Source organism: Nostoc sp. FACHB-190 (assembly GCF_014696905.1).
GTDB lineage: Bacteria > Cyanobacteriota > Cyanobacteriia > Cyanobacteriales > Nostocaceae > Nostoc_B.
The window spans coordinates 53,890-73,234 of record NZ_JACJQW010000025.1; the positions used below are offsets into that span (position 1 = coordinate 53,890).

Annotated in this window: 12 protein-coding genes and 1 CRISPR repeat array; of the genes, 4 read left to right on the forward strand and 8 right to left on the reverse strand. The window is 41.3% G+C overall.

The genetic code is table 11. From position 1 onward, the window contains the following. The 6 genes from cas8a1 to H6G28_RS23715 all read right to left on the reverse strand — a co-directional run bounded on the left by cas8a1 (position 1) and on the right by H6G28_RS23715 (position 8,396). Complete coding sequence (gene cas8a1, locus H6G28_RS23690; protein WP_190674703.1) at positions 1 to 1,539, reverse strand: type I-MYXAN CRISPR-associated Cas8a1/Cmx1; 1,539 nt, start codon at positions 1,537 to 1,539, stop codon at positions 1 to 3. Further along, entirely contained in the window at positions 1,530 to 3,992 is a 2,463-nt protein-coding gene (gene cas3, locus H6G28_RS23695) for a CRISPR-associated helicase Cas3' (RefSeq protein ID WP_190674706.1), read from the reverse strand. The genes cas8a1 and cas3 overlap by 10 nt, the downstream gene beginning before the upstream one ends. Continuing rightward, a complete protein-coding gene (cas6, locus tag H6G28_RS23700; RefSeq protein WP_190674709.1) occupies positions 3,989 to 4,642 on the reverse strand; it encodes a type I-MYXAN CRISPR-associated protein Cas6/Cmx6 in 654 nt (217 codons plus the stop codon). Before cas6 ends, cas3 begins: the two co-directional genes overlap by 4 nt. A 163-nt stretch (positions 4,643 to 4,805) precedes the next feature. Continuing rightward, a complete protein-coding gene (locus tag H6G28_RS23705; protein ID WP_190674712.1) occupies positions 4,806 to 5,441 on the reverse strand; it encodes a hypothetical protein in 636 nt (211 codons plus the stop codon). A gap of 12 nt (positions 5,442 to 5,453) precedes the next feature. After that, positions 5,454 to 6,422 (reverse strand): helix-turn-helix transcriptional regulator, encoded by a 969-nt coding sequence (locus H6G28_RS23710; RefSeq protein ID WP_190674715.1) that lies wholly within the window; start codon positions 6,420 to 6,422, stop codon positions 5,454 to 5,456. A 268-nt stretch (positions 6,423 to 6,690) separates the two neighbouring features. Continuing rightward, positions 6,691 to 7,089: a CRISPR direct-repeat array (repeat unit 36 nt; unit sequence GTGATCAACGCCTTACGGCATCAAAGGTTTAATCAG). A gap of 572 nt (positions 7,090 to 7,661) precedes the next feature. Further along, positions 7,662 to 8,396, reverse strand: a complete 735-nt coding sequence (locus H6G28_RS23715) for a phosphoadenylyl-sulfate reductase (RefSeq protein WP_190590927.1) — start codon at positions 8,394 to 8,396, stop codon at positions 7,662 to 7,664. 161 nt (positions 8,397 to 8,557) lie between these two features. Between H6G28_RS23715 and H6G28_RS23720 the strand changes: the two genes are divergently transcribed. The 4 genes from H6G28_RS23720 to H6G28_RS23735 all read left to right on the forward strand — a co-directional run bounded on the left by H6G28_RS23720 (position 8,558) and on the right by H6G28_RS23735 (position 15,454). Next, positions 8,558 to 9,397, forward strand: a complete 840-nt coding sequence (locus H6G28_RS23720; RefSeq protein WP_190674717.1) for a class I SAM-dependent methyltransferase — start codon at positions 8,558 to 8,560, stop codon at positions 9,395 to 9,397. 246 nt (positions 9,398 to 9,643) lie between these two features. After that, entirely contained in the window at positions 9,644 to 10,564 is a 921-nt protein-coding gene (locus H6G28_RS23725; RefSeq protein ID WP_190674719.1) for a ribonuclease D, read from the forward strand. A 225-nt stretch (positions 10,565 to 10,789) separates the two neighbouring features. Then, a complete protein-coding gene (locus tag H6G28_RS23730; RefSeq protein ID WP_190674722.1) occupies positions 10,790 to 11,632 on the forward strand; it encodes a tetratricopeptide repeat protein in 843 nt (280 codons plus the stop codon). 564 nt (positions 11,633 to 12,196) lie between these two features. Then, positions 12,197 to 15,454 (forward strand): leucine-rich repeat domain-containing protein, encoded by a 3,258-nt coding sequence (locus H6G28_RS23735; RefSeq protein WP_190674725.1) that lies wholly within the window; start codon positions 12,197 to 12,199, stop codon positions 15,452 to 15,454. 195 nt (positions 15,455 to 15,649) lie between these two features. Here the strand turns inward: H6G28_RS23735 and H6G28_RS23740 are convergent, their stop codons facing one another. Next, entirely contained in the window at positions 15,650 to 16,090 is a 441-nt protein-coding gene (locus tag H6G28_RS23740; protein WP_190590936.1) for an HmpF-related protein, read from the reverse strand. A gap of 168 nt (positions 16,091 to 16,258) precedes the next feature. Continuing rightward, positions 16,259 to 19,285, reverse strand: coding sequence for a valine--tRNA ligase (locus H6G28_RS23745; RefSeq protein WP_190674728.1), 3,027 nt, complete (start codon positions 19,283 to 19,285; stop codon positions 16,259 to 16,261). Between the last annotated feature and the right edge of the window lie 60 nt (positions 19,286 to 19,345).

A 19,345-nucleotide genomic window follows, 5' to 3' on the forward strand; every position in this document is an offset into this window, starting at 1 on the left:
TTATTTGTCTCCTGTATTTTTATTGTTAGACGAATCTCCTGCGTAACTGAGTAACGCAAATAAAAGTAAGTTCTGAAATCTGTCAAAATTACGTTGATTAAAGATAAAATTGCGGATGCGCTCTTTATCTTCGCGGATAGGATCTAAAGCTGCTCCTTTAGTTGCGTTAATGCAAAATTGTAGAAACCAGCTTGCTAAAGCACTAGGTGTTTTAGTACGCAAAATTTCATTACGCATTTTTTCCCGTCTGACTTCTACTAAGCGGCTAAAATCAAGATTATTTTCTCTTGCTCTCTCGCCTAGTTGACCCATAGTGATTTCCCAAGCTTTGTGGAAAGCTTTGATAATTGCTTGGTCATCTTCATCATGTATGGCTTTTGCCATTTTTTTGAAACACTCCTTTTGAAATAACATCCGATTAAAGTCTTGTTTTTTGCTTACTAATGTTGTGAAATAAGCACACCAATGTCTTTCTGCGGCTAGATTTGCAGCGATTAACTCTGGAACTGGACTTTTGGGAATAGGATAACTTTTACCATCTTTAGTTTGAAGTATTTTACTTACTCCTAAATATTGCTTGGCTGTACGAAAAACTTTCATCTCTGGATAATTACCCCGCACTTTTACACTGAGACTGCGGTTAATTTGATTTTTATCCCAGGCTACTTTACCCATTGCAATTACCTGACAACCAGAGACACCAGATGATGTATCTGCGATCGCATCGGCTTTAATATCAATTAAGAATGAAAGAGCAGCTTCTTCTGCACCACCAACAACACGTCCTAAATAAGTATTGCTAAATCGCTGAAAATTTTGACTGCTACTAGCAAGAATTTGCATTGAATTAGCAAAGTCTAATAAATCTGTAACATCGGGAACCACGATACAAGCTTGGGCTTTTTCTTTGTATGTTCTAGGACGTAATAAAAATACAGCGCAACCTACCATGAGATACAATAATAAAATTGCTTCATCTGGTGTTGCTTGTAATGGTTTTTTACCAGTCATTGCACCAGGAATTACTGATTGCGGAATAGTCGCACTTATCGGAAAATTTCCACCCTCTCCTCTTCTAGGAACATCTAACAATCCTGTTCCTTGTGCTTTTTGATGTGCATAACTATTGATAGCTTTATAAGTAATTGGGTTTGGATTTTCACTATCAGCATTTTTTAAAGGGAATACACGGGGCGTTTTTTCACCAGGGCGCATTTTATTGTGCTGTAAAAAAGTTAGACATAATCCTTCGTGAATTGCCAATTTTAAATCAGCCGCATCTTCACCAATAAATTGACCAGGTAAATCAATTAATTTGTCTTCAGTTAATTTGAAAGAAGCCTCTAAAATGCGTCCTAAAGCTTCTTGTTCTGTAAGTGATTCATCCCAAGTGATTTCGACAAAATCTGATTCTACAGTGGTTTGAATGCCTTCTGGTGGGTTATCTTCCCAAGCTGTAATAGTTGCAGCCAATCCACCTAAAGCGGCACGATGATAGATGGTAAAATTGCCGTCATTTAAATAATATCTCAAAGCCATCTTGCACCCGTTCCTTCTTTCGTTACTTCGTCATAGTCATAGGTGACTGCATCCTTTGGTGCAATACGAATTCCTCCAACTTGTGGCCAGTTCAAAGCGTCTTTACGGATAGGTATTGCAACTTCATGCTTGCGTATCCAATCAGCATCGGGGTTTCCAGATAAGCCTTGTTTTTGCCAAGCTTCATAGTCGGCTTCTAAAATCACTGATATAGTGTATCCTTCACAACGAGTAAAACCTGGACGAGTCCGCCACAAACCTGATTTTTTCGGTATACCAAAAAAGCAAGCTCTTTCCTTGGCTGTTTTGTAGTTGTACTCCTCTTCGTTACTAACAGCAACAAACTCTTGTGCTAAGTCTCTTTGACTTAATGATTTGTTTTTAGCAAGTAAGTTATGAATCCAAGTTTCAGTTATTTCTATGTCTTTTTTTTCATAGGGTTTAACTTCATTGTCAGTAGGTAGTTGACAAATTAATGCTGGTTTTGGATGTCCTGGTGTTTCAGGAGTCGCACGACGATTTAATCTTCCCATTCGTTGAATTAAAGCTGGAACAGGGGCAATATCCGTTATTAATAAATCAGCTGATAAATCTAAGCTCATTTCTGCAACTTGAGTTGCAACTAAAATAGCTGCTTGTCCTTGTAGCTTAAAATTATCAATTACTTGACGGTGGCGATCGCTCCTATCTTTGTAACGCAACCGCGAGTGATAAACATTTACGTAAATATTAGGAAATTTTTCTTTAACTTGTGTATAAGTTACATTTGCCCACTCCACCTGATTTTTCACCCAAAGCACTTTGCCATTGTTAGCCACACATTCCTTAACTGCGTCCCACACTTGTTGAAAATCAGTCGGGTATTGAATTTTATAACGTGGTAAAATTTCCAATTTCTCATCACCCGGAACATAAAACACATCAGGACGCACTTGTTCAATTGCCTGACGGCGTTGCTCTGGTAATGAAGCAGTCATTAGTAATACAGGTAAATACGGAAAATTTTTCAAAAATACTAGCAAATGACCAAACAAATAATCATCAAAAGCGTGAACTTCATCAAACACAATGACTGACTGCATAATTGCAGGGGTACTGTAGATAGCGCGACGAGAGTTTACCATTAGCCCTAAAACGGTATCCGCAGTAGTTACAACTAAAGGTGTACTCCACAGCGCCAAACCTTCAATTTTGTCTCGTTCTGCTTTTAGTGCAGCTTCCGCAGCTTTTGTTGTATCGTTCTCGTCTTTCTCGTTGGCTTCTTCCCGATTACTAGTTTTTGCCATAGTTTCTAGGTCAACACTAGAGCGAGAATGGGTTAAACTTATTAGCTCTGGAGGAATGCCAGATTCTAAGGCATAGTCCTTAAAATGTTCTGTAGTTGTACCCGTAGTAGGCAAGCAAAAGAATATACGTGTATTGTTTCTACCTTGTGCCAGTAATTTTTCACACCAACGCCTTCCCCAAAGATAAGCTGCTATGCTTTTTCCAGAACCACATCCTGCCAGTGCAAGGGTAAGGAAAGACTGGGATGCTTCTACTTTTTTTTGAAATTCTCGAAACTCAAAATCATCTGGTAGTTTAGTTAAATCAATCTGTTCTTTTTCGACATCTTTATTATTCCAAGCCCAAGCGTTAATTAGTGTAGTTAAGTCACTAGGTTTTAAACCTTGAGATAAGTTCTCGACAACAAAGGCTGCTAAAGAATAATTTCGTGTGTGTTTATATTTTTTAGCTACTCCACTTGCAGAACCATCCGCAGCAATGCCAAAAGCTTTGATTAATGCTACAAATCTTCGTGATAATTCATCCTTAAATTCTGATTCTAGTTTATTAAATAATGCCTTTATTTGGTTTAATGATTCTTCTGCTGCTAAATTGCAGATATCATATTTTTTAGGTGCAATAACTAAATCAGATTCAAATAATGGCGGTTCTGATAAACCTAAATCTTGTGCCATTTCTTGAAGATTTGTTTTGAAGTCTTCATGAGTTACATAAACCGTCAGTTCTGTAACGTCTTTTTGTACAGTCCGAGCATCAAACTTGCGGTGATGTCCCATTGCACCCCAAACAGCAATAAACTTGGCTTTACCCAGAGGTGCTAACCATTCAACAAAGCGCGGTTCTAAGCACGCTAGTAAACCTGAAATAGTTTCATGTCGCAGTAATTGAATTAACTCTGGTTTCCCTGAAAGCATCTCTTGAAAATGGCTGTTCCCTTTACCTAAGTCTTGTATCCAACCATTTGCCAACAGGGTTTTGCTGAATTCATCAATTAGATTGGGATCTAATCCTGCATTTTTTAATGCTATAGCACCCACTATCTTTGCTAGTGCTTTACAAGCAGCAGCAACATCACGATTATGTTGAATGTAAAGCGCATAATCAGGTGGTTGTTGATATTTATCGCGGTCATAGGATTTTGCAAGCAATTTTGGAGGAATTTTCATACTTCACCTCTTTTAGGTATAAAAATCCCACACCCCATACGTCGCTTTCCCCCACATCCTGCAATCTGTAACTTGATAGAATCTTCATCGCTTAAATCTGCAACTTCTAAACCAAAACCTACAACTGTATACTTTTTGATTTTGATGGTTTTGCGGTCGGCTTCTTTGTCTGCATTTATAGGAATCCATACCCTACCTTGAATTCCCAATGATTCCAATTGGCGTTTCGCTGCGGATAAAAATGCTTCTGGTTCTTGAAATCCCTTAATCACAACAATTCGCGATCGCAATCTTGACACAGGTTGCAGCATGAAAATCTGCGGTATTCCCAAACGAATTAAATGCTTACCAATAGTCAAGGCTTTACCTGCTAACGAGTAAACAACAGGAACCATATCGCCAGGAACACGTATACGTAAACGCGATTTTTCCGTCAGGTAAATCTTCCCTTTGCCATCAGGAATACCCATAATGGTTTGGATACTCAGCCATTGTTGCTCGTGCAGTTGAGGACAGAGGTGAGATATATTACTGTATAAAGCGTATCCGTGGTCAGCCGGTAAAGTGTGTCCAAAAATATCAAAGTTGAGTTCAACATAAGGTAAGTTACTTTCATTTGTTCTTACCCCTGCTAAATCTGCTGCTAGCATAATTCAGTTTTCCAAAAATCTTAGTTGCCAGAATTAGTTTATATCTATAATTCTTACTGCGATGCTTTGCAACCTCCCAGTTAAACTAAGAGGTGCAAAACTATGGTCATTTAGCTAAATTTAACCGCTCATACAGCTATATGTAAGCAATAGCTTTTTTTGATTAGCAAGAATGTTTGCTGTTAGTTTCTGCTATTGCACAAGTAACGATAAATTCTAAAAGCTCATCGTTACTTCTCAATTCCAAACGAGAATTTAGAGGCTGCAAACGATTATCATATTGTTTAGCTTTAGGCATAAGCCAGCTACGAACACTAGAGGAATCATGGAAAGACTGCTGGGAAAGCCTTGTCATTGCTAGAACGAACTCCATCTGTGACTTCGTAAATCGGTCAAGCAACTCCATCTGTGAATTCGTAAATCGCTCCAGGATCTCCAAAATCGGTTCACAAGAAGATGGCTCTTCTGATAGTTGAAGGCTGTCCATCCTATTTGGCAGCTGAATATTTTTGCCGCCGTTATTTTGTGGCATCATAATAATTGAATAAAAATTGTTATTTTTCCGGTTCGCGTAGAACTGGATTTTTTTTATCTTATCACTGATTACTGAATTTAGCTGCTTACATAAATTAATCCCTTTATGTAAAATATTGTAAAAACGCCTTACGGCATCACCGATAGCTAGAAACCTTAAGAATCTAGTTTCTGGATTTAGCAGCTTAGTGCTCAACACCTGCTCAAAGTTACTTGAGGGCATCAGAGATATACATACTTTAACAATATAGGCAGTTGACATCATTGCGACATTCCTTCAAGCATTGTAATTTTTCCTCATACCCTCAATTTCCTCTTGTACCAACTCCACCAACTCAGGCGGACTCTTGACAATTGCACCTTTGCCATACCACATCACCCACCGCTTCAAGTCGTTAATGCCGCGTACACTCATTTTCAGCGTCAGCGAACCATCTGAATGTTCTTCAATCTCCTGGGTGTAGTGCCAACGTCGTTCACGAATATAAGGTGCAGTTTTTGAGTCAAACCAAATTTCCACATCAAGCTGTTTGTCTCCAACCTCATGCTGAAACACACTACCTATATATTCTTTGATATTAAAGTTAGGATCTGGAGTGTAATCTTCTGGTAATATTTCTAATTTTGTAATTCGATCTATCCTAAACCAGCGAAATTCCTGGCGGGTATGGCAATAGCCAATTAAATATAAATTAGTACCGCGATAAACGAGTAACAGATAAGGATCTAGTTTGCGTTCAGAAGTTGTATTCCGACTTGCAGTATAGTAGGTCATCATGACTCTTTTTCGTAAACTGCAAGCGTCTTCTATTTTGTGCCAAATATCTGGATCTAAATCTGTTTCTGCACCAGCACCAAAAAGAATATATTCCTGCGCCAGTTGCTGCATATTTACCCAGATTGTTTCAGGTAAACGTTCACTCAACCTTGCGATCGCACTTCGCAACTGTAAAGCATAAGGTGAACCAGCATAAGCCTCTAGCATTCTTGCTCCAACAGTCAAGGCAAATAGTTCACCTTTAGATAAAGGAATACTCGGCAATCGCCATTCTGGTTCAGTATAATGATGTCCTAATTTATGGCTATACTCCAAAGGAGCATGAAAGCGATCTTTTAAGAAAGCCAAATCATTACGAATTGTCCGTTCACTCACCTCTAACTCTTGAGCGAGACTAGCATTTGTTGGGCGTTGCCTAGTTCTGAGCAGAGAATCTAGTTGTAATAATCTTTCTAGATGACGAGACATAGCGATCGCTTAATTGATTTAACTCATCTTAGAAAGACTACCCGGCAAAATTGTTTCCGCCTTCAGAAGAAAATAAAAAAATTTGATTTCTCCGAGCAAAAATCAAACTTTCTTATCAATATGGTGGGTATGCTATGTAAGGGACTTCCAAATAAAAAAACATACAATTTTTCTTGTGGGGTGGGCTTCTAGCCCGCCCCACAAGATTGGATAATTTATTTCTTGGAAATCCCTAACTGAACTCTATAGCAGTGACGATATCGCTATTGTAATTAACGCCTATTGGCATCAAAGGTTTAATCAGAAAGAACAAGTATGGAAATTTGACCCTGAGCCTGAAGTGATCAACGCCTTACGGCATCAAAGGTTTAATCAGCCCTTTGTCGTTGTAGTTGACTCGACTGTTAGAGAGGTGATCAACGCCTTACGGCATCAAAGGTTTAATCAGTTGAGATGGGCAATGGGGGTGACGAATAAAAATTTAGAGTGATCAACGCCTTACGGCATCAAAGGTTTAATCAGTCAAGACTGCCCGCCCCGGTTCTATGGCAGACACTAGTGATCAACGCCTTACGGCATCAAAGGTTTAATCAGTCTAAAGAATCATGCAAATCATCAGAAGAATTATTTAGTGATCAACGCCTTACGGCATCAAAGGTTTAATCAGAGCGATCGCTCTAATCCATATCCTGTCTGCCCTGAGATTTGATATTACAAGCACCTAGCACCCAGGAGCAATATAGAAAACAAATTTTTACCTAAGTCTCATTTTTTTGAACAGATGCTAATCTTGGAAGCCTTGTCTCATCTAGATTTCAAGCTCTTAAAATAAAATGCAAGCACCTTCAAGTGATGTGAAAACCTTGGAAGTCAGCACTGACAACAGTTATATGATTTTTTGATTGGTTTTTGAAAGGCACAGTCGTAGATCCATGCAAAACAGCTGCAAGATGTGAATTGTGAATATAGTGATGAAAGGCTAAAAAGTTGGGTAGCTAGTTATTGGTGTAGGGGTATAGGAGTGTATCCCGCATTTCTCACAAGCTTCAGGCGTTTGATGGGGCAGAGGGGCAGAGGTGCGGAGGGGCTGGGGAGAGAGTACCTTCATTCTCCCCAGCCCCCCTGCTCCCCTGCTCCCCTGCACAGGCTTTGAAAGGTGTGGTGAGAAATCCGGGTGTATGTATCCAAAAACCTTACACCCTATACCCATTTTTCACAGATAATTTTGGTGCGTAAGTCCTATTTTTGTAAATTCCCTAAGTGTAGACCACACTCTTTAGCAGTAGATTCTTCCCACCACCAACGACCTTCGCGTTCGTGCTGATTTGGGAGAACTGGTCTAGTACAAGGTTCGCAACCAATACTAATAAAACCACGCTCGTGTAATTTGTTGTAAGGTACATCTAAAGCGCGAATGTATTCCCATACCTGTGCAGAAGACCAGTTAGCTAAGGGGTTGAATTTAATTAACTGATGGTCTTCGGTAGAAAATGCGGTATCAACTTCAATGACGGGAATATGGTTGCGAGTGCTGGGACTTTGGTCTTTACGCTGTCCTGTCACCCAAGCATCGAGAGTATTTAGCTTGCGGCGCAGTGGTCTAACTTTGCGGATAGCACAGCATTCTTTGTGACCATCTTGATAAAAGCTAAACAATCCTTTTTCTTCTACCAAAGCTTGGACTTCTGCGGCATCAGGGAACATAACTTCTAGCTTAATGCCATAATGTTCTCTGACTTTATCTAACAACTGATATGTTTCTGGGTGCAAGCGCCCGGTATCGAGGGTAAAAACTCGGAAGTTTTTGGTGATTTTAGAAGCAATATCAATCAATACAACATCTTCAGCACCACTGAAAGAAATTGCCATGTTATCAAAAGTGTCCAAGGCAAATTTGAGAATTTCTCTCGGTGATTTTTGGCTATATTCTGCTTCTAAAGCTGCAATATTTAAATCCGTATGGGCGGCTACCATGTTTGAATGTTCTCTTCTCTCTGAACTTGAATTTTACCAATTTTCAGATGCGGTTATACTAATTCTCGACCACGACTTACGGAAATTACCCCATATATTGCGCTAAAGCTGCAAGATGCGATCGCTGTTACACTGCAATTATCTCACTCTAGCCATACCCAATGCCCGATCAACTCCCACTCAGCGACTACAAGCAACAAATAGCTGACCTCTTTAATCGCAGAAGTCCAACTTATGATCAAAGCGATTGGCATTTGCAAATTGCTCATCGTTTGGTGGAATATGCCCAACTGCGTCCAGGAGATCAGGTATTAGATATTGCAACTGGTACGGCGATGGCTGCAATTGCGGCGGCTCAAGTTGTAGGCGCTGGCGGTAAGGTAATTGGTATAGATATTTCATCGGGAATGCTGAAACAAGCACAACAAAAAGTCACAGCATTAGGGCTGACAAATATTGAATTTCAATTAGCGGATGCAGAATCCCTCGACTTTCCAGCTAACAGTTTTGACTGTATTTTGTGTTCTTCCGCATTGATTTGGCTGGAAAATTTTCCAGGTGCATTACAGCATTGGCATCAATTTTTAAAACCTGGGGGTTTACTTGGGTTTCATGCCTTTGCAGAGACGGCATTTATTCCTAGTATTGTCGTGCAGAAAGTTTTGGCAAAGTATGGCATTGCTCTTTATTTAAACCAGCCTACAGGCACAACAGAAAAGTGTCGTCATTTACTAGAAACAGCAGGTTATGACTGCATTGAAATTATATCTGAGCAATATGGTAGTTATATTAGTTTAGAGCAAGCTAAGGCGATGTGGTTGGGTAGTTCTTATCCGGCACCGGGGCAATTTCCTAATCCTTTTTCGCAGTTATCAACAGTAGAAGTAGAGCAAGTTAAGGCAGAATTTGAATTAGAATTAGCTGCTTTAGAAACTGCACAAGGAATTTGGAATGATATTACTACATTTTTTACCTTTGGGCGGAAACCAGTTATACAGTAGAATGCAGGAGTCAGAATTCAGAAATCAGAGTTTAAATAATACCAGTTGCATGTGAAGCTGCACAGTATTTTACCCCTCCCTAACCCTCCCCTTATAAAGGGGAGGGAACTAGATTCTCTTATTTCCCCCCTTTCCAAGGGGGGATTAAGGGGGGGTAATTGATTTTTATATGCGTCTTCATATTAAATTGGTATAACCCGTAAAACACCCTACTGGACTGTTTCAGAAATCAAATTAAACATTAAAATGCCTTACTTGAATACTGCTCGTGCAATTCATAACATGATTGCTGAATATACTCAAGCTGCAACTTTGTGGATAGATACAGAAGTAGCTGATTATAATAGCCGAAATCCTAGGTTGTCGTTAATTCAGGTGTTAGATGATGCTGATGATATGAGTGGCGATCGCGTTTTTTTATTGGATGTATTAAATCAAGATGATTTGGTAGCTGATTTTATTCAGCAAGTAATGTTAAATCCGAATATTGAAAAAGTATTTCATAATGCCAGTTATGATGTCAAATTCCTCGGTAATAAAAAAGCTAAAAATATTACTTGTACTTTAGAAATAGCGAAAAAAATTCCTTATTATTTGTTACCAGTACCGAATTATCAACTCAAAACCCTTGCAACTATTTTATGTAACTTTCACGATATTGATAAACAAGAACAAAGTAGCGACTGGAGCAAAAGACCTTTATCAGAAGAACAAATAGACTACGCTTATCTTGACTGCATTTATCTTGCTCAAGTGCATAAACGTTTGTTAGAATTACAAGCAGAAGGTAATCCCGAACCAGATACAGAAGATTTAATAGTTCTGAATGCTAGATATACCCAAATAGAAGAACAATGGAAGCTATTAAACTCTGAATATGAACATTTACAAGAGCGCATTAAAAAAGCTATGCAGGCTCAAAATGTATCAGAAACATCTGCTTTTAAGTTGACAGCTTATGAACGCAAAACTGTAAAAGCCCAATTCTTAGAACTGGCAAGACTGGTACAAACTCAAGGATTAAATTTAGATTTTCCGATTACCTTGACTCAAAAGCTGCAAAAAGATTTAGGTGAAAATTTAGAACAATTATCTGTAGAGATAGATACATCTAATGCTTTGCGGCTAACTCCGAAAACTCAAGAAACTAATGGCGAAGATGAGTAGGAAGAGTGACTGATTTGAGTGCAATTCTTATTAATAAATAAGCAAGAACGTATAATTCATCACCGTTAAATTACAAGCTAAAACACAAAAAGTTGATAAACTTCCCGGTTAAGGCAAGAGTTAACCGTTATTAAACCTAGGGAATATCAGTTAAGTGTAAAATTCCAGAATTAAGAAAATTGGGTGCTAATTAAATCTAGGTGGAATGGTGGTTAAAAGCAACTTATGAAGCTGCGGTTATGGGAGCAAAAGCGGGTGAAGGAAAATAAAGCATTGGCTATGGTTGTGCTGACTGTGTTGAGTGCAATTACCCTTGTCTCTTGCAATCGAGATAAGAATGTTTTGGTGACAGAAATCGGCCTTACTCCTCCTAGCCGCCGGACTATTAAAACTTCACAAGCTGGGGCGCTGTATCTTCAAGGACAAAATCAGCACCTCAAAGGCGACTTACAAGCAGCGATCGCATCTTATACTAAAGCCATCAACCTCAACCCTGAATATAGTGCAGCTTATAAAGGGCGGGGACTGGCTTATTTTGATACGGGAGACAAACAAAAAGCCATCGATGATTATAACGAAGCCTTGCGCCTGTCTCCTAACGATGCCGAAGCTTATAACAGTCGGGGAAACGCCCGCGCCTCCTTGGGAGATAATCGAGGTGCGATCGCAGATTATACCCAAGCCGTTAAACTGTCACCCAACTATGCCGAAGCTTATAATAACCGCGCCAATGCCCGTGCAGCCATAGGTGAAAGGGATGGTTCTCTAGAAGATTACGACCAAGCAATTATTCTTAATCCGCGTTATGCGATCGCTTACAATAACCGAGGTAACGCTAGGGCTGCTCAAGGAGACAAACAAGGAGCCATAGCCGACTACAACGAAGCTATACGCCTCAATCCCAACTTTGCACCAGCTTATAATAATCGCGGTAACGCCCGCGCCGCCCAAGGGGACAAACAAGGCGCAATGAAAGACTTAGAACAAGCCGCCGCCATTTTACAACGTCAAGGTAATAACGACTTGTATCAACAAGTCATGAATAATATGCAGGAACTTGGGCAATAGTTTAGGCGTTGTGTGTTGAAGTTGGGTTTACTTCGACCCTTTGACAAGCTTAGGGCGGTGCTGCATTCAGTAAACGAAATCGAAAATTTACAGTATGAAACCGTATCCCGCCTTGAACTAAAGTTCCAGGCTCATAGCCAAAGTCTACTGAAGTAGACTGGAATCAATTTTTCTTTGAGTCCTCTTGAGAGGACTTGCGCTATGAGACTCGGAATTTATTCCGAGGCAGGACAGATGCACTTAACCCAGATTTGTGTATAGCCGTAGCCTATGAGGAGAGGGGAATAAAACCCAGACTTTCGCCTTTTAGAAGAGGGAGAGGTCTGTCGAATTAACGTTTATTTAAAAACTACGTCGCTAACCACAAAATATCAATGTGCGTTGGCGTAGCCCGTACTTCGACCCTTCTCCTGCCGGAGACGCTACGCGAACGACAAGCTCAGGGCATCGCAAGCTCAGTGACCACCGCAGGCATCGCTACAAAGCAATGGTATAAAATTTTGCCCCGATCCGCTAAAATCATCTTCAACAGTCTTCTTTCCTTTTACCCTTTGGCTTGGAATTATGACGCAAGATGAGTTGTTAGCAATGATAGAGCAAGCGGCGGCTGAGGGTTGGCGAGAGTTAGACTTGTCAGGGCAAGAGTTGACTGAGTTACCTGTAGAAATTGGTAAGTTGCAGCAGCTTGAGTCTCTGATTTTGGGAAAGAAGGTTGAAGGTTATGAACGAGTAGGAGGCCGCTTTCTCGAAGAGGTTTCAGGCAACAATTTAAAAATGCTTCCACCCGAACTATTGGATTTGCCTAATTTGCGTAAGTTGGATATTAGTGGCAATCCTTTAGAGAAAATTCCCGATGTGGTAATGCAAATACTACATTTAGAGAAACTTATCTTAATTCGAGTAGAGCTAACTGAAATACCAGAGGCGCTGGCTAAATTAACTAATCTGACGGAGCTTGATCTCAGTAGCAACCAAATAAGCGAGACTCCAGAGGCACTGGCAAATTTAACCAATCTGACGGAGCTTGATCTCAGTAGCAACCAAATAAGCCAGATTCCAGAGGCGCTGTCAAATTTAACCAATCTGACGCAGCTTTACCTCCATAACAACCAAATTAACAAAATTCCAGAAACGCTCACGAATTTAACCAATCTGACGCAGCTTATCCTCACTTTGAACCAAATAAGCGAGATCCCAGAGGCGCTGGCAAATTTAACCAATTTAACGCAGCTTTACCTCAATGGCAACCAAATAAGCGAGATCCCAGAGGCGCTGGCAAATTTAACCAATCTGACGCAGCTTTACCTCAATAGCAACCAAATAAGCGAAATTCCAGAGGCGCTGGCAAATTTAACCAATCTGACGCAGCTTATCCTCAGTAACAACCAAATAAGCGAAATTCCAGAGGCGCTGGCTCAATTAACCAATCTCACCGAGCTTTACCTCGGTGACAACCAAATAAGCGAAATTCCAGAGGCGCTGGCTCAATTAACCAATCTCACCCGGCTTGACCTCGGTCGCAACCAAATCACCGAGATACCAGAGGTGATTACAAAATTAACCAATCTCACCCACCTTTATCTCCCTGGCAACCAAATCACCGAGATATCAGAGGCGATCGCTAATTTAACCAATCTCACCCACCTTTACCTCGGTGGCAACCAAATCACGGAGATACCAGAGACGATTACAAAATTAACCAATCTCACCCACCTTTACCTCCCTGGCAACCAAATTACCGAGATACCAGAGGCGATTGAAAGTTTACCGAAATTAGAAAAATTATATTTACGGGGAAATCCGCTTTCTATTTCACCAGAAATTTTAGGATCTTCTCTTGATGATGTTGGTTCAGTTGAAGAAATTTTTAATTACTTGCGATTACTCCGTAGTGGTGAAGTACGTCCACTCAATGAAGCTAAAATCTTGCTTGTCGGACAAGGTAGCGTCGGCAAAACATCCCTCATCGAGCGACTAATCCGTAATCAATATGATAAAAATCAACCCCAAACTGACGGACTGAATGTCCAAACTTGGAACGTACAGGTTAATAGCAAAGACATCCGCTTGAATGTTTGGGACTTTGGCGGACAGGAAATTTATCATGCCACCCATCAGTTTTTTTTGACTAAGCGCAGCCTCTATCTCTTAGTTTGCAATTGCCGCACCAGCGAAGAAGAAAATCGCATTGAATATTGGCTGAAATTAATTGAAAGCTTCGGCGGACAGTCCCCCGTGATTATTGTTGGCAACAAAAGAGACGAACAACCCCTCGACATCAACCGCAAAGCATTACGCGAAAAATATCCCAATATTCAAGCTATTGTCGAAACTTCCTGTCAAGACAATATCGGCATTGATGAACTCCGCACCGCTATTTTTCAGCAAATTGCAAACCTCAAAGAAGTCTACGACCTTCTACCCCTCTCATGGTTTGAGGTGAAACAACAACTCGAATCAATGCCCCAAGACTTTATCAGCTACAGCAACTATATTGGCATCTGCTATGAAAACAAAATTCCCGAAGAACAAAACCAAGAACAACTCATTGATTTACTGCATCGACTCGGCTTAGTTCTCAACTTCCGCGACCATCCCATCCTTAAAGATACCAACGTCCTCAAACCCAACTGGGTGACAGAAGGTATTTACGCACTTCTCAGCGATGAAATTCTTAAAACTCAAACCAAAGGCATTTTCACACTCGCTGACCTCAGACGTATTCTCAATCCACAACGTTACCCCATCCAACGCCACAATTATCTGATTGGGTTGATGAAAGAATTTGAGCTTTGCTTTGAATTAGAATATCCCTCGCCAAAATTTCTAATAGCCGGACTTCTGCCCAAAGACCAACCAGAAGAAACAGAATTAGAAGGGGAAACCCTAGAATTTCAATACCATTACAAAGTTCTCCCAGAAAGTATTATTTCTCGTTTTATCGTCAACACCCACGAAAAAATCTATAACCAAGTCTATTGGCGCAGTGGCGTAATGCTGCAATATCAAGAAAACAACGAAATCTATAACATTGCGCGGATAAAAGCCGACCCTGAAGACAAAAAAATCTTCATCGCCATTAGCGGACGCAAAGAAACCCGCCGCTTATTTCTCGGTATCCTCCGCCATGACTTCCAAAAAATCCACAAAAGTCTCCCCAACCTCGAAATTACCGAATGGGTTCCCGTCCCCGGCTATCCCAATCATCCCCCCCTCGACTATCAAGAACTCTTGGGACTTGAGGCAATGGGTGAAAGCACAGTTACTATCGGCAAATTAAAATTAAAACTGAATTTACGTCAACTTTTAGACGGCTACGAATCATTAGAATCGCGTCAGAAATCACAAAGAGTCGGTTTAGAGAGCGATCGCCTGACAATTGTCAACAAGATTTACAATAGCAACCAAGCAGAATATAAACCTATGACACAAAATACAAACAACTTTCACAACTCAAACATTGCCAACTTTGCCAACCAAGTCCAAGACAAAGCCAGTCAGCAAGCCTCAGATTTCACTCAAACCAGTGGCGCAAACATCACCGAAATTCTGCAACTAATCAACAACCTACGTCAAACTGCCGCCCAATTTCCGCCAGACATCCGCGACGACATCACTATCGATATTGATGATGTAGAAGCTGAAATTCAAAAGCCAGAACCAGAACGCAATAAACCCAAACTCAAAAAGCGTCTCATTGCTTTACTTACTGCTGCTGGTTTAATTGCTGCCCCCATTGCAGGTATCACAGATTTTACAAATAATGTTATGGAAATAGGCGACAAATTAGGGATAGAACTACAGCTTCCTGCTGGAAAGTAGGCTTTTCTAACTCCCTATTGTGTACAGAAAAGTTAAGAGAATAGTAGGTTGGGTGTAGCGATAGCGTAACCCAACAAAGTATGCGTGAATGTTGGGTTCTTTTGCATCTGCCTATTTAATACCGCAGCGCGATCGCAAAATATAAAAGAAATGCCTTTTCTTCCCTGAAACTCTTTTATTATTGAAAGGCATTCTTCAACTACTAGTAGCCTCATCGTTATATCCGTTTCTCTCGCGCTTGAGACTTTCTTCTAAAGCTTGAATTTGTTCGCGGCGGGCTTCCAATTCTAGAGAACGACGCGCCAAATCTTGATTTTGCAAAGTCAGAGATTGTCGCCACTGTTCCGCGCGTTCTGCTTCTTGTTGTAACAGTTCTGGGGTAATGCCAGTGGTGAGGTAAGACTCAACTAAATTCATTACCCAATTACTAGCTTCTTCTAATTTTTCGATTTCACCGGTGGCAGAAATTTCTACTAAAACTAGTAAGCCTTCACTCATAGTTTTACCTTTCCCCAGCAAAATAAAAGCTTCTTCGGGAATAATTGCCCAGAGTTTATCAGTATCTTGACGTGCTAACAAACGCAACTGGTACTGGTCTAAAAATTCGTTTTTATGTACCTGAGCTAGGTATAGCATGATCGTCTTTTTGCTCCAGCTTACAATTAAAAATTAAAAATTAAGTACAAAAATTTCTATTAAACAACAAAATTAAAATACTGATTTTGTTTTGAAAATCATCCTTGGGCAATGGGTGATGACTCTGCCATTACCCATTGTCGTGATGTTAGATCATTCAGGCTATGTTTACTGTAATGCCTGGAGGCGATCGCGCAAAATTTCGGCTTGTTTCTCAGCTTCAGCTAAGGCATCTTTCGCCCCTTGTACCACGTCGGCGGGAGCTTTATCCACAAACTTAGGATTGCTTAACCTACCTCTGAGAGACTGGGCTTCTGCTTCGATTTTGCTGAGGTTTTTCTCTAATTTGGCACGTACGGTTTCGATATCAACAACACCAGTCAAGGGAATGACCACTTGAACTGTACCAACTACCCCAGCAATGGTTTGTTCTGAGGCTGGTAATGGTTCTGCAACTGCTGTTGGTTGTTGTGAGACAGTATTCACTGGTTTAGGTTTGGCAAATAATATACTGCGGGCAATAAACCACATACTATAACCTAAACCCACAAGTTGAAAGAAAGTACCAGCTAAGGGAATGCGATTAACTGTGTCGGCTACAGCCAAACCAACGCGCAGAAAAATTAGCCCCACAAATATTAAGCCAATTGTTTTCCAACTCCAGCGTGATTTTGCGGGTGCGACAGTTTGGCTTTTTTGTTCGGCGGCAATGCTTAAGGTTTCCACCTTGGCTAAATCTTGAATATAAGCTTGCCCAGCTATGAGAATTTGCTGTTCTTGCAAATTACCTGTTTGCAAATTCACCTTGACTTTTGCCCCTGGCTTAACATCCGCCTCCGCCCGTAAATTACGAATTGTGCGGATAGTGCCGATTAGCAGGTCAAACTGTGCTTCTAAAGCAGTATCAATCAAGTCGGCATTTGCTTGGGGATAAGCTTGTAAAGCCAAAGTTTGTGGAGAATCTGGGTTTTGTTGGGTGAGGGTTTGCCAAATTTCCTCGGTGATGTGGGGCATAAAGGGATGCAGTAATTTTAAAATCCCTTCCAGCACGTAGGCGAGAATTTGTTGGGCGGCGCGGCGGGATGCGGGGTCTGCACCTGGTTGTAAGCGGGATTTCACCAACTCAATATACCAGTCGCAAAAATCGCCCCAAATAAATTCGTAAATTCCCTTGGCGGCTTCCCCTAAACCATAGTTATTGATGTAACTGGTAGTTTGATTAATAACTTGATGATAGCGAGAAAGAATCCAGCGATCGCTTAATTCAGTGCTGAGTGCTGAGTGCTGAGTGCTGAGTGCTGAGTGCTGAGTGCTGAGTGGTTGTCCGAGTTGAGAGGGGGTTTGTCCATCCAAATTCATCATCACAAACCGCGCCGCATTCCACAACTTATTCGCAAAGTTACGCGCAGCCTCCACCGATGCTGACTCATCAGTTTTGCGGTTGTATTCTAAGCGAATATCTTGACCTGCACCCGCCACTTCCTTAACTAAGGTATAGCGCAGGGCATCTGTGCCGTATTTATCAATCAAAATCAACGGGTCAATGCCATTATTCGCCGTTTTCGACATTTTCTTATTGTTTTCATCCCTGACCAAACCGTGGATGTAAACTGTCTGGAACGGCATTTTTCCCGTAAAATGACCAGCCATCATCGTCATTCTGGCAACCCAGAAAAAGATAATGTCAAAACCTGTAACTAAGGTAGTCGTGGGGTAGTACTTAGCTAAATCGGCAGTTTGTTCCGGCCAGCCCAAAGTGGAAAACGGCCACAGTCCCGAAGAAAACCAAGTATCTAATACATCTGGGTCTTGTTGTAGCTGGACATTTTCACCAAATTGGGCTTTTGCCTTCTCCCAAGCTTCATCAGCCGATTTCGCCACCACAAACGGCGTAGTATCAGTAATTTGTCCGTCTGTTTCACTCACCGCGTACCAAGCGGGAATTTGGTGTCCCCACCACAATTGACGGGAAATACACCAATCTCTGAGACTGACCAACCAATCACGGTAAACCTTTGTCCAGCGTTGGGGAACAAACTCAGGAGAATCTTTTTGGTCGAGAAATTGTAGGGCGTTGTCTGCTAGTGGGCGAATTTTGACAAACCATTGAGTGGATAGGAGAGGTTCAATGGGGACTTTACCGCGATCGCTATAAGGAACGGTATGCTTATAATCTTCTACCTTTACCAAAACTCCATCCGCTTCTAAACGAGACACGACATTTTTCCTCGCCACAAAACGGTCTTGTCCTTGAAACTCCCCAGCGTTAGCGTTGAGAGTACCGTCCTTATTCAAAATATTAATAAACGGCAGATTGTGACGCTTACCCATTTCAAAATCATTGGGATCATGGGCTGGTGTTACCTTCACGCAACCAGTTCCGAAAGTGGGGTCAACCAACTCATCGCCAATAACCGGAATTTCCCTCTGCATAATTGGCAGAGTTAAAGTTTTACCAATCAAATGCTTATATCTATCATCATTGGGATTCACCGCCACCCCAGTATCGCCCAACATCGTTTCCGGTCGAGTCGTCGCCACCTCCACATAACCAGAACCATCTGTTAGCGGATAGCGGAAATGCCAGAGATTACCATCAACCTCCTTTGATTCCACCTCCACATCCGACACCGCCGACTGAGTAGCCGGACACCAATTCACCAAATATTCGCCACGATAAATTAATTTTTCATTGTAAAGACTTACAAAAGCTTCCACCACAGCTTTCGATAAGCCTTCATCCATTGTGAACCGTTCCCGCGACCAGTCCACCGACACACCCAAGCGGCGCAACTGATTCACAATTGTTCCCCCAGACTCCGCCTTCCACTGCCAAGCGCGGTTCAGAAATTCCTCACGCCCCAACTCAGCACGAGTTTTACCTTCTTTTTTGAGTTGTCTTTCTAATATTGTGTGGACAGCAATACTAGCGTGGTCAGTACCCGGTAGCCACAAAGTATTGCGTCCCTGCATCCGGTGATAGCGTACCAGAACATCAATTAGCGCACTTTCAAAAGCGTGACCCATGTGCAGACTGCCAGTGACATTTGGCGGCGGAATTACAACACAATAAGGTTCACCGCTATGATTTGGGTCAGCTTTGTAAACTTGGTTGTCTTCCCAGAATTTTTGCCACTTAGCTTCAGTGGTAAAGGGATCGTAGAGACTGGGAAGATTCGAGATAGTTGCGGTCATGCTGGGAAAATTAACTGTGGAAGAACTTTAATAAATTTTGCCACAGGGTTGAGATGGGAA

Coding starts and splice junctions, on each gene's coding strand:
- H6G28_RS23705 (WP_190674712.1), bottom strand. CDS start 5,441: ATGATGTCAACTGCCTATATTGTTAAAGTATGTATATCTCTGATGCCC.
- cas6 (WP_190674709.1), bottom strand. CDS start 4,642: ATGCTAGCAGCAGATTTAGCAGGGGTAAGAACAAATGAAAGTAACTTA.
- H6G28_RS23740 (WP_190590936.1), bottom strand. CDS start 16,090: ATGCTATACCTAGCTCAGGTACATAAAAACGAATTTTTAGACCAGTAC.
- H6G28_RS23720 (WP_190674717.1), top strand. CDS start 8,558: ATGCCCGATCAACTCCCACTCAGCGACTACAAGCAACAAATAGCTGAC.
- cas3 (WP_190674706.1), bottom strand. CDS start 3,992: ATGAAAATTCCTCCAAAATTGCTTGCAAAATCCTATGACCGCGATAAA.
- H6G28_RS23745 (WP_190674728.1), bottom strand. CDS start 19,285: ATGACCGCAACTATCTCGAATCTTCCCAGTCTCTACGATCCCTTTACC.
- H6G28_RS23725 (WP_190674719.1), top strand. CDS start 9,644: ATGCCTTACTTGAATACTGCTCGTGCAATTCATAACATGATTGCTGAA.
- H6G28_RS23730 (WP_190674722.1), top strand. CDS start 10,790: ATGAAGCTGCGGTTATGGGAGCAAAAGCGGGTGAAGGAAAATAAAGCA.
- cas8a1 (WP_190674703.1), bottom strand. CDS start 1,539: ATGGCTTTGAGATATTATTTAAATGACGGCAATTTTACCATCTATCAT.
- H6G28_RS23735 (WP_190674725.1), top strand. CDS start 12,197: ATGACGCAAGATGAGTTGTTAGCAATGATAGAGCAAGCGGCGGCTGAG.
- H6G28_RS23710 (WP_190674715.1), bottom strand. CDS start 6,422: ATGTCTCGTCATCTAGAAAGATTATTACAACTAGATTCTCTGCTCAGA.
- H6G28_RS23715 (WP_190590927.1), bottom strand. CDS start 8,396: ATGGTAGCCGCCCATACGGATTTAAATATTGCAGCTTTAGAAGCAGAA.